The organism is Hydrogenophaga sp. A37, from assembly GCF_002001205.1.
Taxonomy (GTDB): domain Bacteria; phylum Pseudomonadota; class Gammaproteobacteria; order Burkholderiales; family Burkholderiaceae_C; genus Hydrogenophaga.
Map to the genome: position 1 here is coordinate 1 of NZ_MUNZ01000149.1, position 14627 is coordinate 14627.

13 protein-coding genes are annotated in these 14627 nt (G+C 68.0%); 6 read left to right on the plus strand and 7 right to left on the minus strand.

Features of this window, described 5'->3' with window-relative positions; all coding sequences use genetic code 11:
* Positions 1 to 378: 378 nt before the first annotated feature.
* Positions 379 to 798 (minus strand): hypothetical protein, encoded by a 420-nt coding sequence (locus tag B0E41_RS20720; RefSeq protein WP_077333999.1) that lies wholly within the window; start codon positions 796 to 798, stop codon positions 379 to 381.
* Between the two features lie 481 nt (positions 799 to 1279).
* Here B0E41_RS20720 and B0E41_RS20725 point away from each other — a divergent pair, with 481 nt between their 5' ends.
* On the plus strand, positions 1280 to 1822 hold the full coding sequence (locus B0E41_RS20725) for a L,D-transpeptidase (RefSeq protein ID WP_143433938.1): 543 nt from the start codon (positions 1280 to 1282) through the stop codon (positions 1820 to 1822).
* Between the two features lie 75 nt (positions 1823 to 1897).
* Here the strand turns inward: B0E41_RS20725 and B0E41_RS20730 are convergent, their stop codons facing one another.
* The 5 genes from B0E41_RS20730 to B0E41_RS20750 all read right to left on the minus strand — a co-directional run bounded on the left by B0E41_RS20730 (position 1898) and on the right by B0E41_RS20750 (position 8878).
* Positions 1898 to 3121: a saccharopine dehydrogenase NADP-binding domain-containing protein gene (locus B0E41_RS20730; protein WP_077334003.1), complete on the minus strand. Its 1224-nt coding sequence runs from the start codon at positions 3119 to 3121 to the stop codon at positions 1898 to 1900.
* Positions 3122 to 3181: 60 nt separating this feature from the next.
* Positions 3182 to 4366, minus strand: coding sequence for a M12 family metallopeptidase (locus B0E41_RS20735; RefSeq protein ID WP_077334005.1), 1185 nt, complete (start codon positions 4364 to 4366; stop codon positions 3182 to 3184).
* A 215-nt stretch (positions 4367 to 4581) separates the two neighbouring features.
* A complete protein-coding gene (locus tag B0E41_RS20740) occupies positions 4582 to 5253 on the minus strand; it encodes a hypothetical protein (RefSeq protein WP_077334007.1) in 672 nt (223 codons plus the stop codon).
* A 29-nt stretch (positions 5254 to 5282) separates the two neighbouring features.
* Entirely contained in the window at positions 5283 to 7508 is a 2226-nt protein-coding gene (locus tag B0E41_RS20745; RefSeq protein WP_077334009.1) for a C1 family peptidase, read from the minus strand.
* Between the two features lie 116 nt (positions 7509 to 7624).
* Positions 7625 to 8878 carry a D-amino acid dehydrogenase gene (locus B0E41_RS20750; RefSeq protein ID WP_077334011.1) on the minus strand — a complete coding sequence of 418 codons (1254 nt, stop codon included), beginning with the start codon at positions 8876 to 8878 and terminating at the stop codon, positions 7625 to 7627.
* A gap of 280 nt (positions 8879 to 9158) precedes the next feature.
* Between B0E41_RS20750 and B0E41_RS20755 the strand changes: the two genes are divergently transcribed.
* Positions 9159 to 10688, plus strand: coding sequence for a sigma 54-interacting transcriptional regulator (locus tag B0E41_RS20755; protein ID WP_077334013.1), 1530 nt, complete (start codon positions 9159 to 9161; stop codon positions 10686 to 10688).
* A gap of 222 nt (positions 10689 to 10910) precedes the next feature.
* Here the strand turns inward: B0E41_RS20755 and B0E41_RS20760 are convergent, their stop codons facing one another.
* Positions 10911 to 11816, minus strand: coding sequence for a Tim44-like domain-containing protein (locus tag B0E41_RS20760; protein WP_077334015.1), 906 nt, complete (start codon positions 11814 to 11816; stop codon positions 10911 to 10913).
* Here B0E41_RS20760 and B0E41_RS26790 point away from each other — a divergent pair.
* The 4 genes from B0E41_RS26790 to B0E41_RS20775 all read left to right on the plus strand — a co-directional run.
* Positions 11815 to 12051: a hypothetical protein gene (locus tag B0E41_RS26790; RefSeq protein ID WP_143433940.1), complete on the plus strand. Its 237-nt coding sequence runs from the start codon at positions 11815 to 11817 to the stop codon at positions 12049 to 12051. The genes B0E41_RS20760 and B0E41_RS26790 overlap by 2 nt on opposite strands.
* Before the next feature lie 126 nt (positions 12052 to 12177).
* Positions 12178 to 12855 carry a TetR/AcrR family transcriptional regulator gene (locus tag B0E41_RS20765; protein ID WP_077334017.1) on the plus strand — a complete coding sequence of 226 codons (678 nt, stop codon included), beginning with the start codon at positions 12178 to 12180 and terminating at the stop codon, positions 12853 to 12855.
* Complete coding sequence (locus tag B0E41_RS20770; RefSeq protein ID WP_077334019.1) at positions 12852 to 13781, plus strand: SDR family oxidoreductase; 930 nt, start codon at positions 12852 to 12854, stop codon at positions 13779 to 13781. The genes B0E41_RS20765 and B0E41_RS20770 overlap by 4 nt, the downstream gene beginning before the upstream one ends.
* 94 nt (positions 13782 to 13875) lie before the next feature.
* Positions 13876 to 14627, plus strand: a 752-nt coding sequence (locus B0E41_RS20775) for a carboxyl transferase domain-containing protein (protein WP_290440858.1), incomplete at its 3' end; no start/stop codon positions are given.

Below are 14627 nucleotides of genomic sequence, written 5' to 3' on the forward strand. Positions count from 1 at the left end.
GCCAAGGGGTCGCCAACAGGAGTGAAATTAGCCCGAAAACACCTCTTGATCAGCAAAAATTGCCGCCATTTGAAATTGCGAGCATCAGCCCACGCAGATCCGGGTGTTGTGCAGACCATCCCTAGGCGTTATCGGAATCCTCCAGAGCGAAAAGAGTAGGGCTGGCATCCGCCTTGGCGACCCCAATTAACTAGCGTATCCATCCCCATCAAGCCCGCCCGCTTTACTCCGCACAAGCCCCCTGGCGAGTTGGTCGAGTTCGTGCACGAGGCCCTGACCCTGTCCGGGCATTGAGCCCCGCGCCACGAGCGACGCCTTCTCGCCCGCGGCTGGCCACGTCGCCGTGCGCCTCAATCCCGCATCAGGCGACGCCAACGATCACCCCACTTCGAACGTCAACCCGACCTTCGCCTGCAAGCGCCGCACCAGCGTCATGCCCATCGACGCGCCCGGCGTCCACACGCCGCCGGGTGTGCTCTGGTGGCCGGTGGTCTGGGCGAGGCAGAGCGCGGCTTCGGTGATGAGTTTGCAGGTGCTGCCGTAGCCGGGGTCGCGGTCGCCTTGGACGGTGGCGCTCAGGCGGCGGCCGTCGGCGGTCTGGCCGGTGAAGACGATTTCATAGTGGCCCTTCTCGCGTTGCTCCTGGCTCGGGCCTTCACCCGGCTGGGGCAGCGCGAAGCGGCGGATGAGGGCGCGGGTGGGGCCGAGGGTGAGCAGGGCGTTTTGAAACTTGGTCTGCCGCGCGAGCCGGCGTGCGCGGGCTTCGCCTTTGGCACCGTCCCCTATGTCCGACAGCATTTTGAGCGGTTGGTGAGTTGATCTGCTCAAGCATTTGGGCCTCCAAAGAATCGTAGAAGCCGGCTGGTCAAAGTCAGGCAGCGATTGCGGCCTGACTGTCGAGATGAACGGAAGAGGATTCACGCCGGAGGTCCAGACGCAAGAACTTTGGCGGCGAAGCAAGCCAGTCGCATCAACTTTGACCCAAACCGGGCCGACCCTACGGCACGAGGTGTTGGAAGCCCCAGGACTGAAGGAGCATTTGCGCTGCCTTTCGCCTGCTTTTGCGCGCCTTGCCATCCCGCAGGACCAATAGCATCTGTCCACACGGCGGTCTTTCGGGGTCGTCACTTGTGGCAGTCGCGGGAGGTGCAAGCCGTTCCGCGTTCAAATGCGGCGGCTTTGCAACATGCGGTTCTCGATCCCTGGGCTCACAGTCGCGCTATTCGTCGCCCTGCTCGGCGGGCCGGCCCTGTCGGCAGGGGCCACGCCATCACCCAACATGCCAGCTGTCGCTGCGTTGGCGCTGGCCCGACAGGTGATTGCCACGGCAGACCACGGAGGCCTGCCTTTCGCTGTCGTCGACAAAAAGGCGGCCGTGCTCACGGTCTTCCTGGGCAACGGCCAACTCGTCGGCTCCACGCCGGTGCTGCTGGGGGCGGACTATGGCGACCGGGCCGTGCCGGGCGTAGGGGCACGCACCCAGAGCGGACAACTGCGAAAGGGCGACCGGGTGACCACAGCAGGCCGATTCGTCTCCGAGCCTGGCCGCAACCTCGGGGGCGAATCCGTGGTCTGGATCGACTACGACAGCGCGCTGGCTATCCACCGATTGCGCCCAGGACCGTCGCAGCAGCACCGCGCGACGCGCCTGGCCTCGGCTGACCCGCAAGCGCGCCGCGTATCGGCCGGCTGCGTGGTGGTGCCGGTGGCCTTCTATGAAGCTGTCGTATCGCCTGTGCTTGGTCGCAGCCGCGCCGTCGTTTACGTGATGCCTGAAGCCGGCGGGGCGGCGGACGAACCATTGGCCCCCAGCAACGCCTGAGCGTGTCGCCGGTGAGCCCCGCAGTTTCTGCAGGGACTGGTTGGCATCAATAGAGGCCGAGTGGAAGCCCCACGATCACCCCACCCCGAACGTCAACCCGGCCTTCGCCTGCAAGCGCCGCACCAGCGTCATGCCCATCGCCGCGCCCGGCGTCCACACGCCGCCGGGTGTGCTCTGGTGGCCGGTGGTCTGGGCGAGGCAGAGCGCGGCTTCGGTGATGAGTTTGCTGGTGCTGCCGTAGCCGGGGTCGCGGTCGCCTTGGACGGTGGCGCTCAGGCGGCGGCCGTCGGCGGTCTGGCCGGTGAAGACGATTTCATAGTGGCCTTTCTCGCGTTGCTCCTGGCTCGGGCCTTCACCCGGCTGGGGCAGCGCGAAGCGGCGGATGAGGGCGCGGGTGGGGCCGACGGCGAGCAGGGCGTTTTGAACCTTGGTCTGCCGTGCGAGCCGGCGTGCGCGGGCTTCGCCTTTGGCGCCTTCGCCGGTGAGCCAACGTTCGCTGTAGACGAAGCCGGTGCCCCAGGGGTGGCCGAGCAGGGCGTGGGTGCGGTGAACGTTCTTGGTGTTGATGGTGGCCATGACGAAGGGCGCGGTCCATTGGCCCAGCCATTCGTCGCGCTCGGCCACGTTGTCGTCGGGTTGCGGTGGACCGTGGAAACCGGGCGTGAGTGCGAAGGGGTTGGCCAGGGTGCGGGCGAGCGACGGGTCCTGGGCGCTGGCTTCGAGCGTGGCGATCAGGCTGGCGGCGGTGCCACCGGAGAAGCCGCCTTTCATCTCCTTCACCCGGCCGTTGACGCGCACCAGCGGTGCGCCCAGGCGCTCTTGCGCTTGGTGCTGCAGGTAGACCACGCCGAGGTCGAAAGGGATGGAGTCGAAGCCGCAGGAGAACACGATGCGCGCGCCGCTGAGGGCGGCCGGGCCCTGAAGGCGCGGGATCATCTTGGCCATCCAGCCGGGCTCGCCGCAGAGGTCCACGTAGTCGGTGCCGGCCTTCGCGCAAGCAGTGACCAGCGCTTCGCCGTGGCGCTGGTAGGGGCCGACGGTGGTGATCACGACCTTGGCTTGCGACACCAGCCGAGCGAGCGCGGCGGTGTCGGTGGCGTCGGCGACCAGCAAAGGCAGGGCCGGGGAAATGCCGAGCTCATCGCGCACCCGTTGGAGCTTCTCCAGGCTGCGCCCGGCCATGGCCCAGGTGACGGGGCCGCTGTCGCCGTAGGTGGTGTGCAGGTATTCGGCGACGAGTCGGCCGGTGAAGCCGGTGGCGCCGAAGACGATGAGGTCAACGTGTGGTGGCGGGGCCATGCGGCATGGGGTTACAGGGTGGCTGTGCGCGAAGTCGTGTGTGGGTGAGCCTTCAGCCGCTCACCACACCATGATGGCCGTTTCGGCCTGCGCGTCGGCGTAGTAGAGGCGGATGCCGATCTGGTAGGTGCGACCTTTGGTGAGGCGCATCTGGATCAACGCGTTGCGGTCCACGCCGCTGTCGTCGTCGCCAGCGAGCTGCACATTGCCCTGCGGCGTCACCTCGAACAGCACGACCACCGTGTCGGAGGTGCCGAAGGTGCCGACGTTGTAGGTGCGGGTGCGCGGTGCGACGAACTCGAACACGCGGGTCTGGCCGCGGTCGAGCTGCAGCAGTTGCGAGAGCCCGGTCTTGAGCTGCGGCAGGCCGGCGGTGGCCGGGTCTTTGGGGTAGGCGACGCGCACCCAGGCGATGTCCAGCTGCGAGAGGCCGCCGGCCGGGTGCAGGCCGGTGGTGGTGTATCTCGCGGGCTCGGCGATCAGGCCGGGAGCGAAGGCGTATTCCATCACCGAGTCCGGGTCCCACTGGCTGCCTTTGATGGAGTCGGTGGCGATCTTGCGCAGGATGTTTTGTTCGATGGTGGCGTCGTCCCAGCTGTTGGGCGCGGCGCGGAAGTGGTTGCGCACGGCGGGCACGTTCCAGACGATGCCGGCGTGGGGGTTCTGGTGCTCGTGTTCGAGGCCGAGGGTGTGGCCGATTTCGTGCAGCGCGGTGTCGTGGCCGTGGGTGGTGGTGAGCGGCCAGCCGAAGTTCATGGTGCGGTGCTGCGGGTCGCGCACGGAGAGCACGTCGCGGCCCACGTAAGACCAGGAGCCGTCGCTCTGGTCGAAGCCGATGCGCACGGTGGCGTCCTGCGGGTTGGCCACTTCGCGGAATTCGATGCCGATGCCCAGCGCGGCCCACTCGTCGAAGGCCTTGCGCACCTCGGCGATGTCGATGGGGCTGCCTCGCCACGCGCCGGGCACACCGGCGTCGCTGCCGGCGTAGCAGTGGTAGGTCAGCGTGGTGCCTTTGACCCACTGTTTGCCGAAGCTGATGATGGAAAACGCGCGTGGCGTGGCGACATCGGCGCCGAACTGGCGCATGTCGGTCACCGGCTGGCGGCAGTAGAGGAGCGGGGCCCCGGGCGGATCGGATCGGGCGGGGCGCGGCTTTTTGGCGGCGGGGCCTTTGGCTTTGGCGGTTGTTTTTGGATATGAAGCCGAGGCGGTTTTGGCGGCGGCTTTCGATGAGGGTTTAGGCATGGCGGGCTCCTTTGAGGCAGAGGGTGTGTGCCGTTCATGAGCGCGCTGCCCGTGTCCGGCGCCTGCAGCGCCGGGCCGGTGGGGTTCAGGCCCGCGCGCGCTGCAAACGGCGTTGTACGCCCGCCCTGCGCGCTTGGCATCCCCTGTTCAAGGGAGTCCAAAGAGGTGCATGCCGGCGGTCGCCTGCGGGGCACTTTCGGGGTGCGTTCGGGGCCTCATTTCCACTCGATCTGGGCCCAGTACTGGACGGCGTACCCGCGGTCGATGGCGACGGGGGTGCCGAGCAATTTGAGCGAGGTGCCTTTGGGGATCACGCCCAGGCTGCCGCGGGCGCGGAAGTACTCCGCGTCGTTGGAGGGCAGGCCGTCGCGCACCACCATGTTGCCCAGCGCGGTGTAGGTGGCGCCCAGTGGCAGCGCTTCGGGCTTGCCTCTCACGGGGGCGTCGTTGCTGCCGGTGCCGAGCATGGTCTTGCCCCAGTCGCCCTTGAAGTCACCGATCCAGATGTAGCCCTTGCGGGCCGAGGGAGCGCTGGGCGCCACCTCGCGTGCCACGCTGGCGAACTGGGCGGTCTGGTCCGACACGGTCTGGGTGGCCGCAAAGACCTCGGCCTGGGTCTCGGTGGATGCCGCCGTGGTCACGGCGGGCGCCGCCTTTTTCAGCGCCTCGATTTCGGCCAGCACGCCGTTGAGCTTGCCTTCGAGGCTGGCGATTTCGCCGCTGGCTTGTTGCACGAACTTGATGCCGCCCGGGCCGAGTTCGGTGACCTGGCCAAACTGCACGCCCAGCATGGACTGGGCCACCAACAGGGCCAGCAGCAGGGAAAAGATGGTGATCGGGTACTTGAGCAGCTCGACCCAGACACTTGGTTTGCTCGGTTCGCTCATGGTGTGTGCTCCTTGGTTGGGGCTCGGGTTCAGTAGTCCAGCCACTCGATGGGGCTGACCGGCGCTTGCCCCGTGATGCGCCGCAGGGTCGCCTCGATCACGTCGATGTTGTTGTCGAACGAGCCGTGTGTGGCCCGCTCGGTCTTGCCTTGTTTGTTGACCCGGATGTAGGGCGTGGGCACCAGGTGGAGGTGGGTGGCGGGGAAGGCGGTGTGCCAGTGCGCGAGCGATGCGAGCTGGCTGCTTGCCCACTGGTCGTCGTTGAAGTGCTGGGGGTCGTGGGCGCGCTCCATGCCAAGCAGGGGCATCTTGCGCGCGTCGTCCAGCGCCCGGCTCACGAGGTAGAGCAGGGATTTGCCGTAGAGCGTGAGGGGGCCGAGCTGGACCATGTCGTCGTCTTTCTCCTGCCGGTCCGTGAGGCAGTGCAGGTGCATCTGCTGGGGCGTGATCACCGCCGCGCCTGCTTTCAGGTATTTTTCGTTGGCAAAGGCGACGGTGCAGGCGGGCGCGTACAGCGTGCAGCTGCTGGCCTTGACCTGGCTGGCCGCGAGCCGTTCGACCAGGTGGCCCAGCACGATGGAACCCGCCGAGTGGCCGACGAGGTGCAGCCGCAGGGGCTGGGCGCCGAGCTGGGCTTGCAGCGCCGCGAGCGCCTCGGCCAGCAGGTGGCTGCCCCGGCCTTTCAGCGCGGCAAGCCGGGCGTTCTGCCGCATCTCGCTCCACAGGCCTTTGAAGGCTTTGCCCGCGATCGCCTCGACGCTGCGGTCGCGCGCTTCGCCCAGGCTCGCCAGCATGCCGCGCGCCCGCTCGTCGTCGATGCCGAAGGCCTGGCGCAGCTTGTCCGCCAGCGTGTGCCTCAGGGTTTCCAGCGGGCCGGTGCGCCAGGTCAGGAACAGCGGGTAGACGCCGTTGGCCTCGAAGTAGGGCGCCAGTACCCGGATGCGGTCGATGGACTCGGCCTCGCTGTTGAGGCCGCCGTGGGCATAGACCATGAGCTGGGCCTGCGGCTGTGTCTGGAAGAACCCCAGCGCCCGGTCCACCTGGGCCTGCACGAAGCGCGCGACATCGCCGTCGATGCCCGCGGTGAGGTCGGTGAGCTCGACATGGCCGTTGTTGCCGGTCACCAGCGTGTGCTCATAGGCCTGGGCGGTGGACCAGGGCTCGTAGGGCTTGTGATCGAACTCGCGGTCGATGGGCCAGGGGTCGTCCAGCGGGTTGTCGGGGTTCTGGCACTGGCGGCTCGCCTGGCTCAGCGAGCGCCCGCTGCGGTGCGGCCAGCGCTGGGCGGCGATGCGCTCGGGCGACACCTCGTGGCGCTGGGGGACGCCCATGCCCATGGCCCAGGCGTCGGTGCCGTATTGCACCCAGTCGCTGTACGGCATCACGGCAAACCCCGCCGCGCCCCATCGCCCGCCCCAGGAGTTCTGCACGATGAAACCGCGGTCGTTGTAGCCCACCAGGGCAAAGGCGTGACCGCCGAGCTCGGCGCCCTGGCGCTCGGGGATGGTCGGCAGCTCGGCCTCGTCGTGGGAACCGGGCGCCTTCTTGAGCTGGGCGACGCGTGCCCAGCCGTCGTGCACCTGGGCGCTGACGTAGATGGCGCCGATGTCGGCGATGGCCGATTGCATCTCGACCACCGAGCTTTTGTTGATGCGGTAGTAGACGCCCAGCGGGTGCCGGAGCGCGTCCACGTCCCATTCCGTTTCGGCGCGTGCGCCTTGCCCACTCTTGGGCCAGTAGCGTTCCTGGCAGACGCCGTGTTTGTGAAAGCCCTTGAGCGCGCCGCGGCACGAGGAGCCTTCGTAGTGGTCGCCCTCCCACTCGTCGTAGCGGCGGGCGAGCTCGTAGAACATGTGGGGGCTGACCCGGATCGCCTGGTTGGCGCCGGGCTGGCCGAGCTCGCGCAGCCACATCAGGTAGTTGACCACCGCGGCGAGGCCAAAGCCCGTGCAGGCGCCCTCGCGCCCCTGGTCCAGCACCAGCTGGGCCGCGACGTACGAAGGCAGCGCCTGCGCGAGGTGCGCTGCAGTGGGGAAGTGGGGCGGCAAGGAGCGCAGCGGCGGCTTGTAGCGCAGGTCGCGGAAGTCGAGCCGGTCGGGCCGGGCATCAAACTGGTGACCGGCCAGCCATTTGCTCTTGGGAGCGGGCTTGGTCGGCGGCTTCTTGGCCGGTGTTTTTGGGGCGGTGCTGCGAGCGGGCTTGCCGGACGCGGCAGCGCTCGAGGGGGCGTTCTGGGCAATGGAACGGGGGCTCACGGAGGTCTCCCATGAGGACGCTGCCCGACGGTCGCGGGCGCTGGCGCCACGGCGTCCATTTGTACGCCCACCGCCCGCCCGCAACATCCCCCGTTCGGGGGAGTGGTGAAAGACGTTCAGCCGTAGCGGGCGACGCTCAGGCCTTCCATGCTGATCTCGGGCGTGCGGCCGCTGATGAGGTCGGCCATGACGCGGCCGGTGCCGGCGGCCATGGTCCAGCCGAGCGTGCCGTGGCCGGTGGAGAGCAGCAGGTTGTCGTAGCGGCTCTCGCCGAGGATGGGCGTGCCGTCGGGCGTCATGGGGCGCAGGCCGGTCCAGAACTCGGCCTTGGCCACGTCACCGCCCTTGGGAAAGAGGTCGGTGACGACAAACTCCAGTGTCTTGCGGCGGCCTGCGTTCAGTTCCAGGTCGAAGCCCGAGAGCTGCGCCGTGCCGCCGACGCGGATGCGGTCGCCCAGGCGGGTGACGGCGACCTTGTGGGTCTCGTCCATGATGGTCGATTCGGGTGCCTTGGCGGCGTCGCTGATCGGCACCGTGATCGAGAAGCCCTTGACCGGGTAGACCGGGATGTGAATGCCCAGCGGCGCGAGCATGGCGGTTGAGTAGCTGCCCAGCGCAAGCACATAGCGGTCGGCTTTCATCACGCCCTGGTCGGTGCGCACGCCGGTGATGCGGCTGCCTTCGCGCTCCAGCGCCTCGATGCTCACGCCGAAGTGGAACTTCACGCCCAGGGCCTTGGCCTTCTCGGCCAGCTCGTTGGTGAATTTGAAGCAGTCGCCGGTTTCGTCGCCGGGCAGGCGCAGCGCGCCGACAAACTTCTCTTTCACGTCGGCCAGTGCCGGCTCGTATTGCAGGTAGCCGGTGCGGTCGAGCACCTGGTAGGGCACGCCGTATTCCTTGAGGATGTCGATGTCCTTGGCCGTGCCGTCGAGCTGGGCCTGGGTGCGGAAGAGCTGCAGCGTGCCCTGCTCGCGGTGGTCGTACTGAATGCCGATGTCGGCGCGCAGCTCTTTCAGGCAGTCGCGGCTGTATTCGGCCAGGCGCACCATGCGGCCCTTGTTGACCTGGTAACGCGCCTCGGTGCAGTTGCGCAGCATCGACAGGCCCCAGCGCCACATGGACGGGTCGAGCATGGGTTTGATCACCAGCGGGCTGTGGTGCATGAGCAGCCACTTGATCGCTTTCACCGGCACGCCCGGGCCGGCCCAGGGCGCCGAGTAGCCGGGCGAGACCTCGCCCGCGTTGGCGTAGCTGGTTTCCAGCGCGGGGCCGGGCTGGCGGTCGATCACCTCGACCTCGTGGCCGTCGCGCGCCAGGTAATACGCCATCGTGGTGCCGATGACACCGCTGCCCAGAATCAGAACCCGCATGTTGTTGCTCTCGGTTGGAGGCCCTGCGGCGCGGGTGCGCTGCGGTCGGGGCCTGGGCGGGCGGATTGCAAGGCCTGTGCCACGGGCTCGCATCGGGCAAGTGCTTGATTCGGCTCGGTTTTTTTCCAGCGTGTGGGCGGCGGTGTGGGCCTTCTTGTATTGAAATCGATACGACTTGGCGCCGATGTAGAGAAACTAGGACGAAAATCGTTTAGAAACAAAGGTGGGAAGCGTTTGTATTGAAATCCATACAATGTGTTGAAAACGTTACGGATTCACCATGCGCATCGACGTCCACTTCACCGACCGGGTCGGCATCGCCCAGGAAATCCTGGCCCAGCTCGCCAGCCGCGCGCTCAGCGTGTCGGCGGTCGAGGTCGAACCGCCGCACATCTACATTGAGGCGCCTGCGTTGGGCGCGCTGGACTTGGCGGCGCTGCAGGCCGAGCTGCTGCGGGTGGCGGGCGTGCTGTCGGTGGCCGAGCTGGAGATGCTGCCCGGCGCGCGGCGGCGCCTCTACCTCGACGCGCTGCTCGCCTCGCAGACCGACCCGGTGCTCGCGGTCGACGCGCGCGGGGCCGTGGTGCTGGCGAACGCGGCGGCGGTGGCGGCATGTGGCGTGGCGGAGGCCCAGCTGAGTGGGCGCTCACTGAAAGACCTCACGGGCGACGCCCAGCTGGTGGACGCGCTGATCGCGCAGGCCTATCGGCTGCCGGTGAGCGAGGTGCAGGTGGGTGGGCAGCGCTTCCTGATGGAGACGGTGGCGCTGCACGAGGCGGGCGGCAGCGTGGCCGGCGCGGTGCTCACCCTGCACGCGCCGCAGCGCCTGGGCGAGCGCATCAGCGCGCTGCAGAACTACAGCGCGGGCGGCTTCGAGGCCATCCTCGGCCAGTCGCCCGCGATCCGCCAGCTCAAGCAGCGCGCCGCGCGCATGGCGCAGGTCGACGCGCCGCTCTTGATCCGCGGCGAGACGGGCACCGGCAAGGAGCTGGTGGCCCACGCCTGCCACGCCGGCAGCCTGCGCCGCGACCAGCCGTTTTTTGCGCTCAACTGCGCGGCCCTGCCCGAGAGCCTGGCCGAGAGCGAGCTGTTCGGCTACGCGCCCGGCGCCTTCACCGGCGCGCTGCGCAACGGCCGACCGGGCCTGCTGGAGCTGACCGACGGCGGCACGCTGTTTCTCGACGAGGTGGGTGAAATGTCGCCCTACCTGCAGGCCAAGCTGCTGCGTTTCCTGAACGACGGCAGCTTCCGGCGCGTGGGCGGCGAGCGCGATCTGAAGGTGAACGTGCGCATCATCAGCGCGACCCACCGCTCGCTCGAAGACATGGTGTCCACCGGCGCCTTCCGGCAGGACCTGCTGTTCCGCCTCGACGTGCTGCAGCTCAACCTGCCGCCGCTGCGCGACCGCACCGAAGACATCCTGCCGCTGGCCCAGGTGTTCCTGGAGCGCGCCTGCGCGCAGACCGGCCGGCCCAAGGCGCGCCTGAGCCGCGCGGCCGGCGAAGCACTGCTGGCCAACCGCTGGCTGGGCAATGTGCGGCAGCTACAAAACGTGGTTTTCCGCGCGGTCACGCTGAACGAATCGCCCGTGATCGACACCGCCGCGCTCGAACTCGCCGGCGCCGACGTGGTCAGCGCCAGCCCCGCGCTCAGCGACGAGGTCAGCAGCCTCGACGACGCGGTGGCGGGTTTCGAGCGCGCGCTGCTGCAGCGGCTGCTGCCGCAGTACCCGAGCACGCGCAAGCTGGCGGAGCGGTTGGGCACATCGCATTCCGCCATAGCGGCGCGCTTGCGCCGCTATGGCTTGTGATCCCCCCGCGCTGGGCTCACGCTCCGGAAAAGTCGAAGCGAAAAAAAGCCCCGGCTTTCGGCCGGGGCAAGAGGAGTTCTCCGTGAGAACAATCTGAAAGGATTTGGTTCAACCGAACCCATGTCCGGAGCGGATGTCCCAAGCCCAGAATGCGGCGGAACCGGCTCCGCCGGGCCGCTCGCATTGCCCCCTGGGGGGTGACGCCGAAGGCGGCGCGGGGGGTCAGCTTTGTTGAACCCCTGCAAGAACCCAGCCGCCGCTGCCTTGGCGCGGCTTGGTCATGTGCCAGGTTTCGTTGATGTCTTCGGGCGCGCCGCCGTCTTCCTGCACGCGGCCGGTGAAGTGCACGCTCACGATGTAGCGGTTGTCTTCTTCCACCACTTCGCGCACGTCGGCTTCGAGGTCGAGCACCCGGGTTTCCTGTGTGGCGCCGTTGCGTTCGCGGATGTCCATCTGGATCTCGGCAAACATTTCGGGCGTGGTGAAGGTGCGGATGTCGTCCAGGTTGCCGGCGTCGTTGGAAGCCTGCAGGCGGATGAAGTTGACCTTGGCGTTGCGCACAAAGGCGGGCACGTCGAAGTCGGCCGGAATGCGGCTGGCGGGCTGCTGCAGGTTGGCGCCAATCATGGAGCCGCCCTGGCTGAGGCCGGTGTTGCCGTTGCTGGCCGGGGTCGTGGGCATGCGGAAGGTGTTGTTGCCCGCGTTGCCGGCGCCAGCGGCCGCTCCGGCCAAGGCTCCGCCACCGCCTTGCGAGGCGGCGCGTTTGGCCATGAAGAAGCGGAACGCGGCGAACGCGACCATCACCAGCAGGCCGATCATCAGCATGTTGGCCAGGCCTTCACCGAAGCCCAGGTGCGAGGCCAGCGCGGCCAGGCCCAGACCAGCGGCGAGACCGGCAATGGGGCCCATCCAGTTGCGCTTGGGTGCGGCAGCGGCGGCACCCGCACCGGCGGCGCCAGCGGCGGGCGCGGCGTTGGGGGAGGCGTCGGGCGCTTTGGCCGGGGGCGTGGCCTGGCGTTGCATGCCGAGCGATTTGCCGCCGCCGAGGCGCTTGGCTTCAACGTCCATCGCGACGGTGGTCAGGCCGAGCGTCAAAACGACGGCCAGCAGGGAAAGCAGTTTTTTCATGGAAGTCTCCAACGAGTGGACAAGGGAAGAGGGGCCAAATGTACAGGCATTGAACTGCTGTAAAAATCAGATATTCAATGAAGAATATTCTTGTTTTTATGGTGCATTCGAGGGCTTGAAAACAGCAGGGCGACCACTTAAGCCGCGCCCGGCCTTCGACCGGCACCCTGCAGTCTGCGCCCTGTGGTGGCTCTTCTGGGCGAAATGGGCCGAACCTGTGTTGTTGATAGGGTGAGCGCATGAACCCGCCGCCGCGTTCACGTGCACGTCTTCGACCCGGTGTCTGCCCGGTGACAGTGCTTTCTATTTTCACAAAGCATTTGATTGCTAAAAATACGAAGCGCTGATAAGGTCGTTGCCCATGAGCGATGCCTTGCCCCCCCCTCCATTGGCCGACGAGCCGCGCCGTGCGCGTGGCCGTCCCCGCAAAACCGCCGACGAACGCGACGACGGCAACCGCCGCCAGGACCTGTTGCGGGCTGCGGCCCGCCTGTTCCGCAACCAGGGTTTTGCGGCCACCAGCACACGCGACATCGCCACCGCCGCCGGCATGCGCTCGGGCTCGCCCTTCTACCACTTCGACAACAAGGAAGCCCTGCTCGCAGCCGTGATGCAGGAGGGCATGGTGAGCGCTGCGGCGCGGCAGACCGAGGCGATGGCGCGCGCCACGGCGAAGCTCAAGCGAGGTCAGACCATGACGGCGCGCGAGGCGCTGCGGGTGCTGGTGCGCAACCACTTCGAGGCGCTGCTCGGGCCCGACAGCGACTTCATCCCGGTGATGCTCTATGAGTGGCGTTCGCTGTCGGAGGCCGAGCGCATCGAGGTCAAGCGCCTGAAAGACGGCTACGAGGCGGTGTGGGTGCCGGTGCTGCAGGCGCTGCAGGGCAGCGGCGAACTGCAGGGCGACCCCGCGCTGTCGCGGTTGATGATTTTTGGCGCGCTCAACTGGTCGGTGCAGTGGTACGACCCGCGCCGCAGCGCCACGCTCGACGACCTGACCGAGGCCTCGTTGCAACTGTTTTTAAAGGACTTGGCATGAGCGAAACGTATCGGTCTGCCTTTCGCGACGGTTTGTTCGCCGGCCGTGTGGCGATGGTGACCGGTGGCGGCTCTGGCATTGGCCGCTGCACCGCGCACGAGCTGGCGCGGCTGGGCGCGATGGTGGTGCTGGTGGGTCGCAACCCCGACAAGCTGCAGGCGACGGCGGTCGAGATCGCCGAGGACGGCGGGCGCGCGAGCTTCCACGTCTGCGACATCCGCCACGAAGAGGGCGTGAAGGCCATGGTGGCCGACGCGGTGCGTGCGCATGGCCGCATCGATGCGCTGATCAACAACGCGGGCGGGCAATACATGACGCCGCTGGAAAACATCAGCGCCAAGGGCTGGCAGGCGGTGATCGACACCAACCTCACCGGCGGCTTCCTGGTGGCGCGCGAGTGTTACCTGCAGAGCATGGCGGCGCACGGCGGCTCGGTGGTCAACATCGTGGCCGACTTCTGGGGCTCCATGCCCGGCATGGGCCACAGCGGCGCGGCGCGCGCGGGCATGGTGAGCTTCACCGAAACCGCCGCGATGGAGTGGGCGAAAAGCGGCGTGCGCGTGAACGCGGTCGCGCCGGGCTACATCGCCTCCAGCGGCATGGACCACTATCCCGCAGAGGCCGGGCCGATGCTGCGCGAGATGCGCCAGACCGTGCCGCTGGGCCGCTTCGGCAACGAGGCCGAGACCTCGGCCGCCATCGTGTTTCTGCTCTCGCCGGCCGCGAGCTTCATCAGCGGCACGGTGCTGCGGGTGGACGGTGCGCGGCCCCAGGTGCGCATGGGCTGGGGGCAGGTGGCCGCGCCCGACGAGGTGCAGCAGCGCGACGCGGTGAAGCCGTTTGACGGCTTTCACCGGTATGTGACGCCGAAGGTTTTCGCAGGGGGTCACCCCAGCCCTCTCCCGCACGCGGGAGAGGGGGCATGACAAGGCGCTCCGGAGCTTGCAGGACACAGCGGGGCGCAGGCGCAATTCACCCCCTCTCCCGCGTGCGGGAGAGGGTTGGGGTGAGGGCCGCCGCATGAACCACCCGTCCAGTTTTAACCCCCACAGTGCCCAGGCCGCGCAGCGTCGCGAAGCCATGCTCGCCCGCATCGCCCAGCTTCGCGCCCTCGAAGACCGCGCCGCCCAGGCCTCGGCAAAGTCGAAACCGGTGTTCGACAAACGCGGCCAGCTGCTGCCACGCGAACGCATCGGCCTGCTGCTGGACCCGGGTGCCGCCTGGTTGCCGCTGTGTTCGCTCGCTGGGTTTCTGCAAGATACCCAGGACGCCGAGAAGTCGGTGCCGGGCGGTGGCATGTTGGCCGGCATCGGCTTCATCCACGGTGTGCGCTGCATGGTGGTGGCGAGTGATTCGGGCATCGAGGCCGGTGCCATCCAGCCGCGAGGGCTGGAGAAGATGCTGCGCGTGCAAGAGATGGCGCTGGAGAACAAGCTGCCCTTCGTGCACCTGGTCGAGAGCGCGGGCGCGAACCTGATGAAGTACCAGGTTGAGGGCTTCGTGCTCGGCGGTGGGCTGTTCCGCAACCTCGCCCGCCTCTCGGCTGCGGGCCTGCCGGTGATCACCGTGCAACACGGCTCGGGCACGGCGGGTGGCGCCTACATGCCGGGCCTCTCCGACGTGGTGATCATGGTGCGCGGGCGCTCGCGCGCTTTTCTCGCCGGGCCGCCGCTGCTCATGGCCGCGACCGGCGAGGTGGCGACGGAAGAGGAACTGGGTGGGGCGGAGATGCACACCGGCGTGTCCGGGCTGGGGGAATACCTCGCTGAGGA

Excerpts from the sequence above, each read along its gene's own strand:
- B0E41_RS20740 (WP_077334007.1), bottom strand. The coding sequence starts at position 5,253 with ATGAGCGAACCGAGCAAACCAAGTGTCTGGGTCGAGCTGCTCAAGTAC.
- B0E41_RS20730 (WP_077334003.1), bottom strand. The coding sequence starts at position 3,121 with ATGGCCCCGCCACCACACGTTGACCTCATCGTCTTCGGCGCCACCGGC.
- B0E41_RS20720 (WP_077333999.1), bottom strand. The coding sequence starts at position 798 with ATGCTGTCGGACATAGGGGACGGTGCCAAAGGCGAAGCCCGCGCACGC.
- B0E41_RS20735 (WP_077334005.1), bottom strand. The coding sequence starts at position 4,366 with ATGCCTAAACCCTCATCGAAAGCCGCCGCCAAAACCGCCTCGGCTTCA.
- B0E41_RS20765 (WP_077334017.1), top strand. The coding sequence starts at position 12,178 with ATGAGCGATGCCTTGCCCCCCCCTCCATTGGCCGACGAGCCGCGCCGT.
- B0E41_RS20750 (WP_077334011.1), bottom strand. The coding sequence starts at position 8,878 with ATGCGGGTTCTGATTCTGGGCAGCGGTGTCATCGGCACCACGATGGCG.
- B0E41_RS20760 (WP_077334015.1), bottom strand. The coding sequence starts at position 11,816 with ATGAAAAAACTGCTTTCCCTGCTGGCCGTCGTTTTGACGCTCGGCCTG.
- B0E41_RS20755 (WP_077334013.1), top strand. The coding sequence starts at position 9,159 with ATGCGCATCGACGTCCACTTCACCGACCGGGTCGGCATCGCCCAGGAA.
- B0E41_RS20725 (WP_143433938.1), top strand. The coding sequence starts at position 1,280 with ATGCCAGCTGTCGCTGCGTTGGCGCTGGCCCGACAGGTGATTGCCACG.
- B0E41_RS20770 (WP_077334019.1), top strand. The coding sequence starts at position 12,852 with ATGAGCGAAACGTATCGGTCTGCCTTTCGCGACGGTTTGTTCGCCGGC.
- B0E41_RS26790 (WP_143433940.1), top strand. The coding sequence starts at position 11,815 with ATGGAAGTCTCCAACGAGTGGACAAGGGAAGAGGGGCCAAATGTACAG.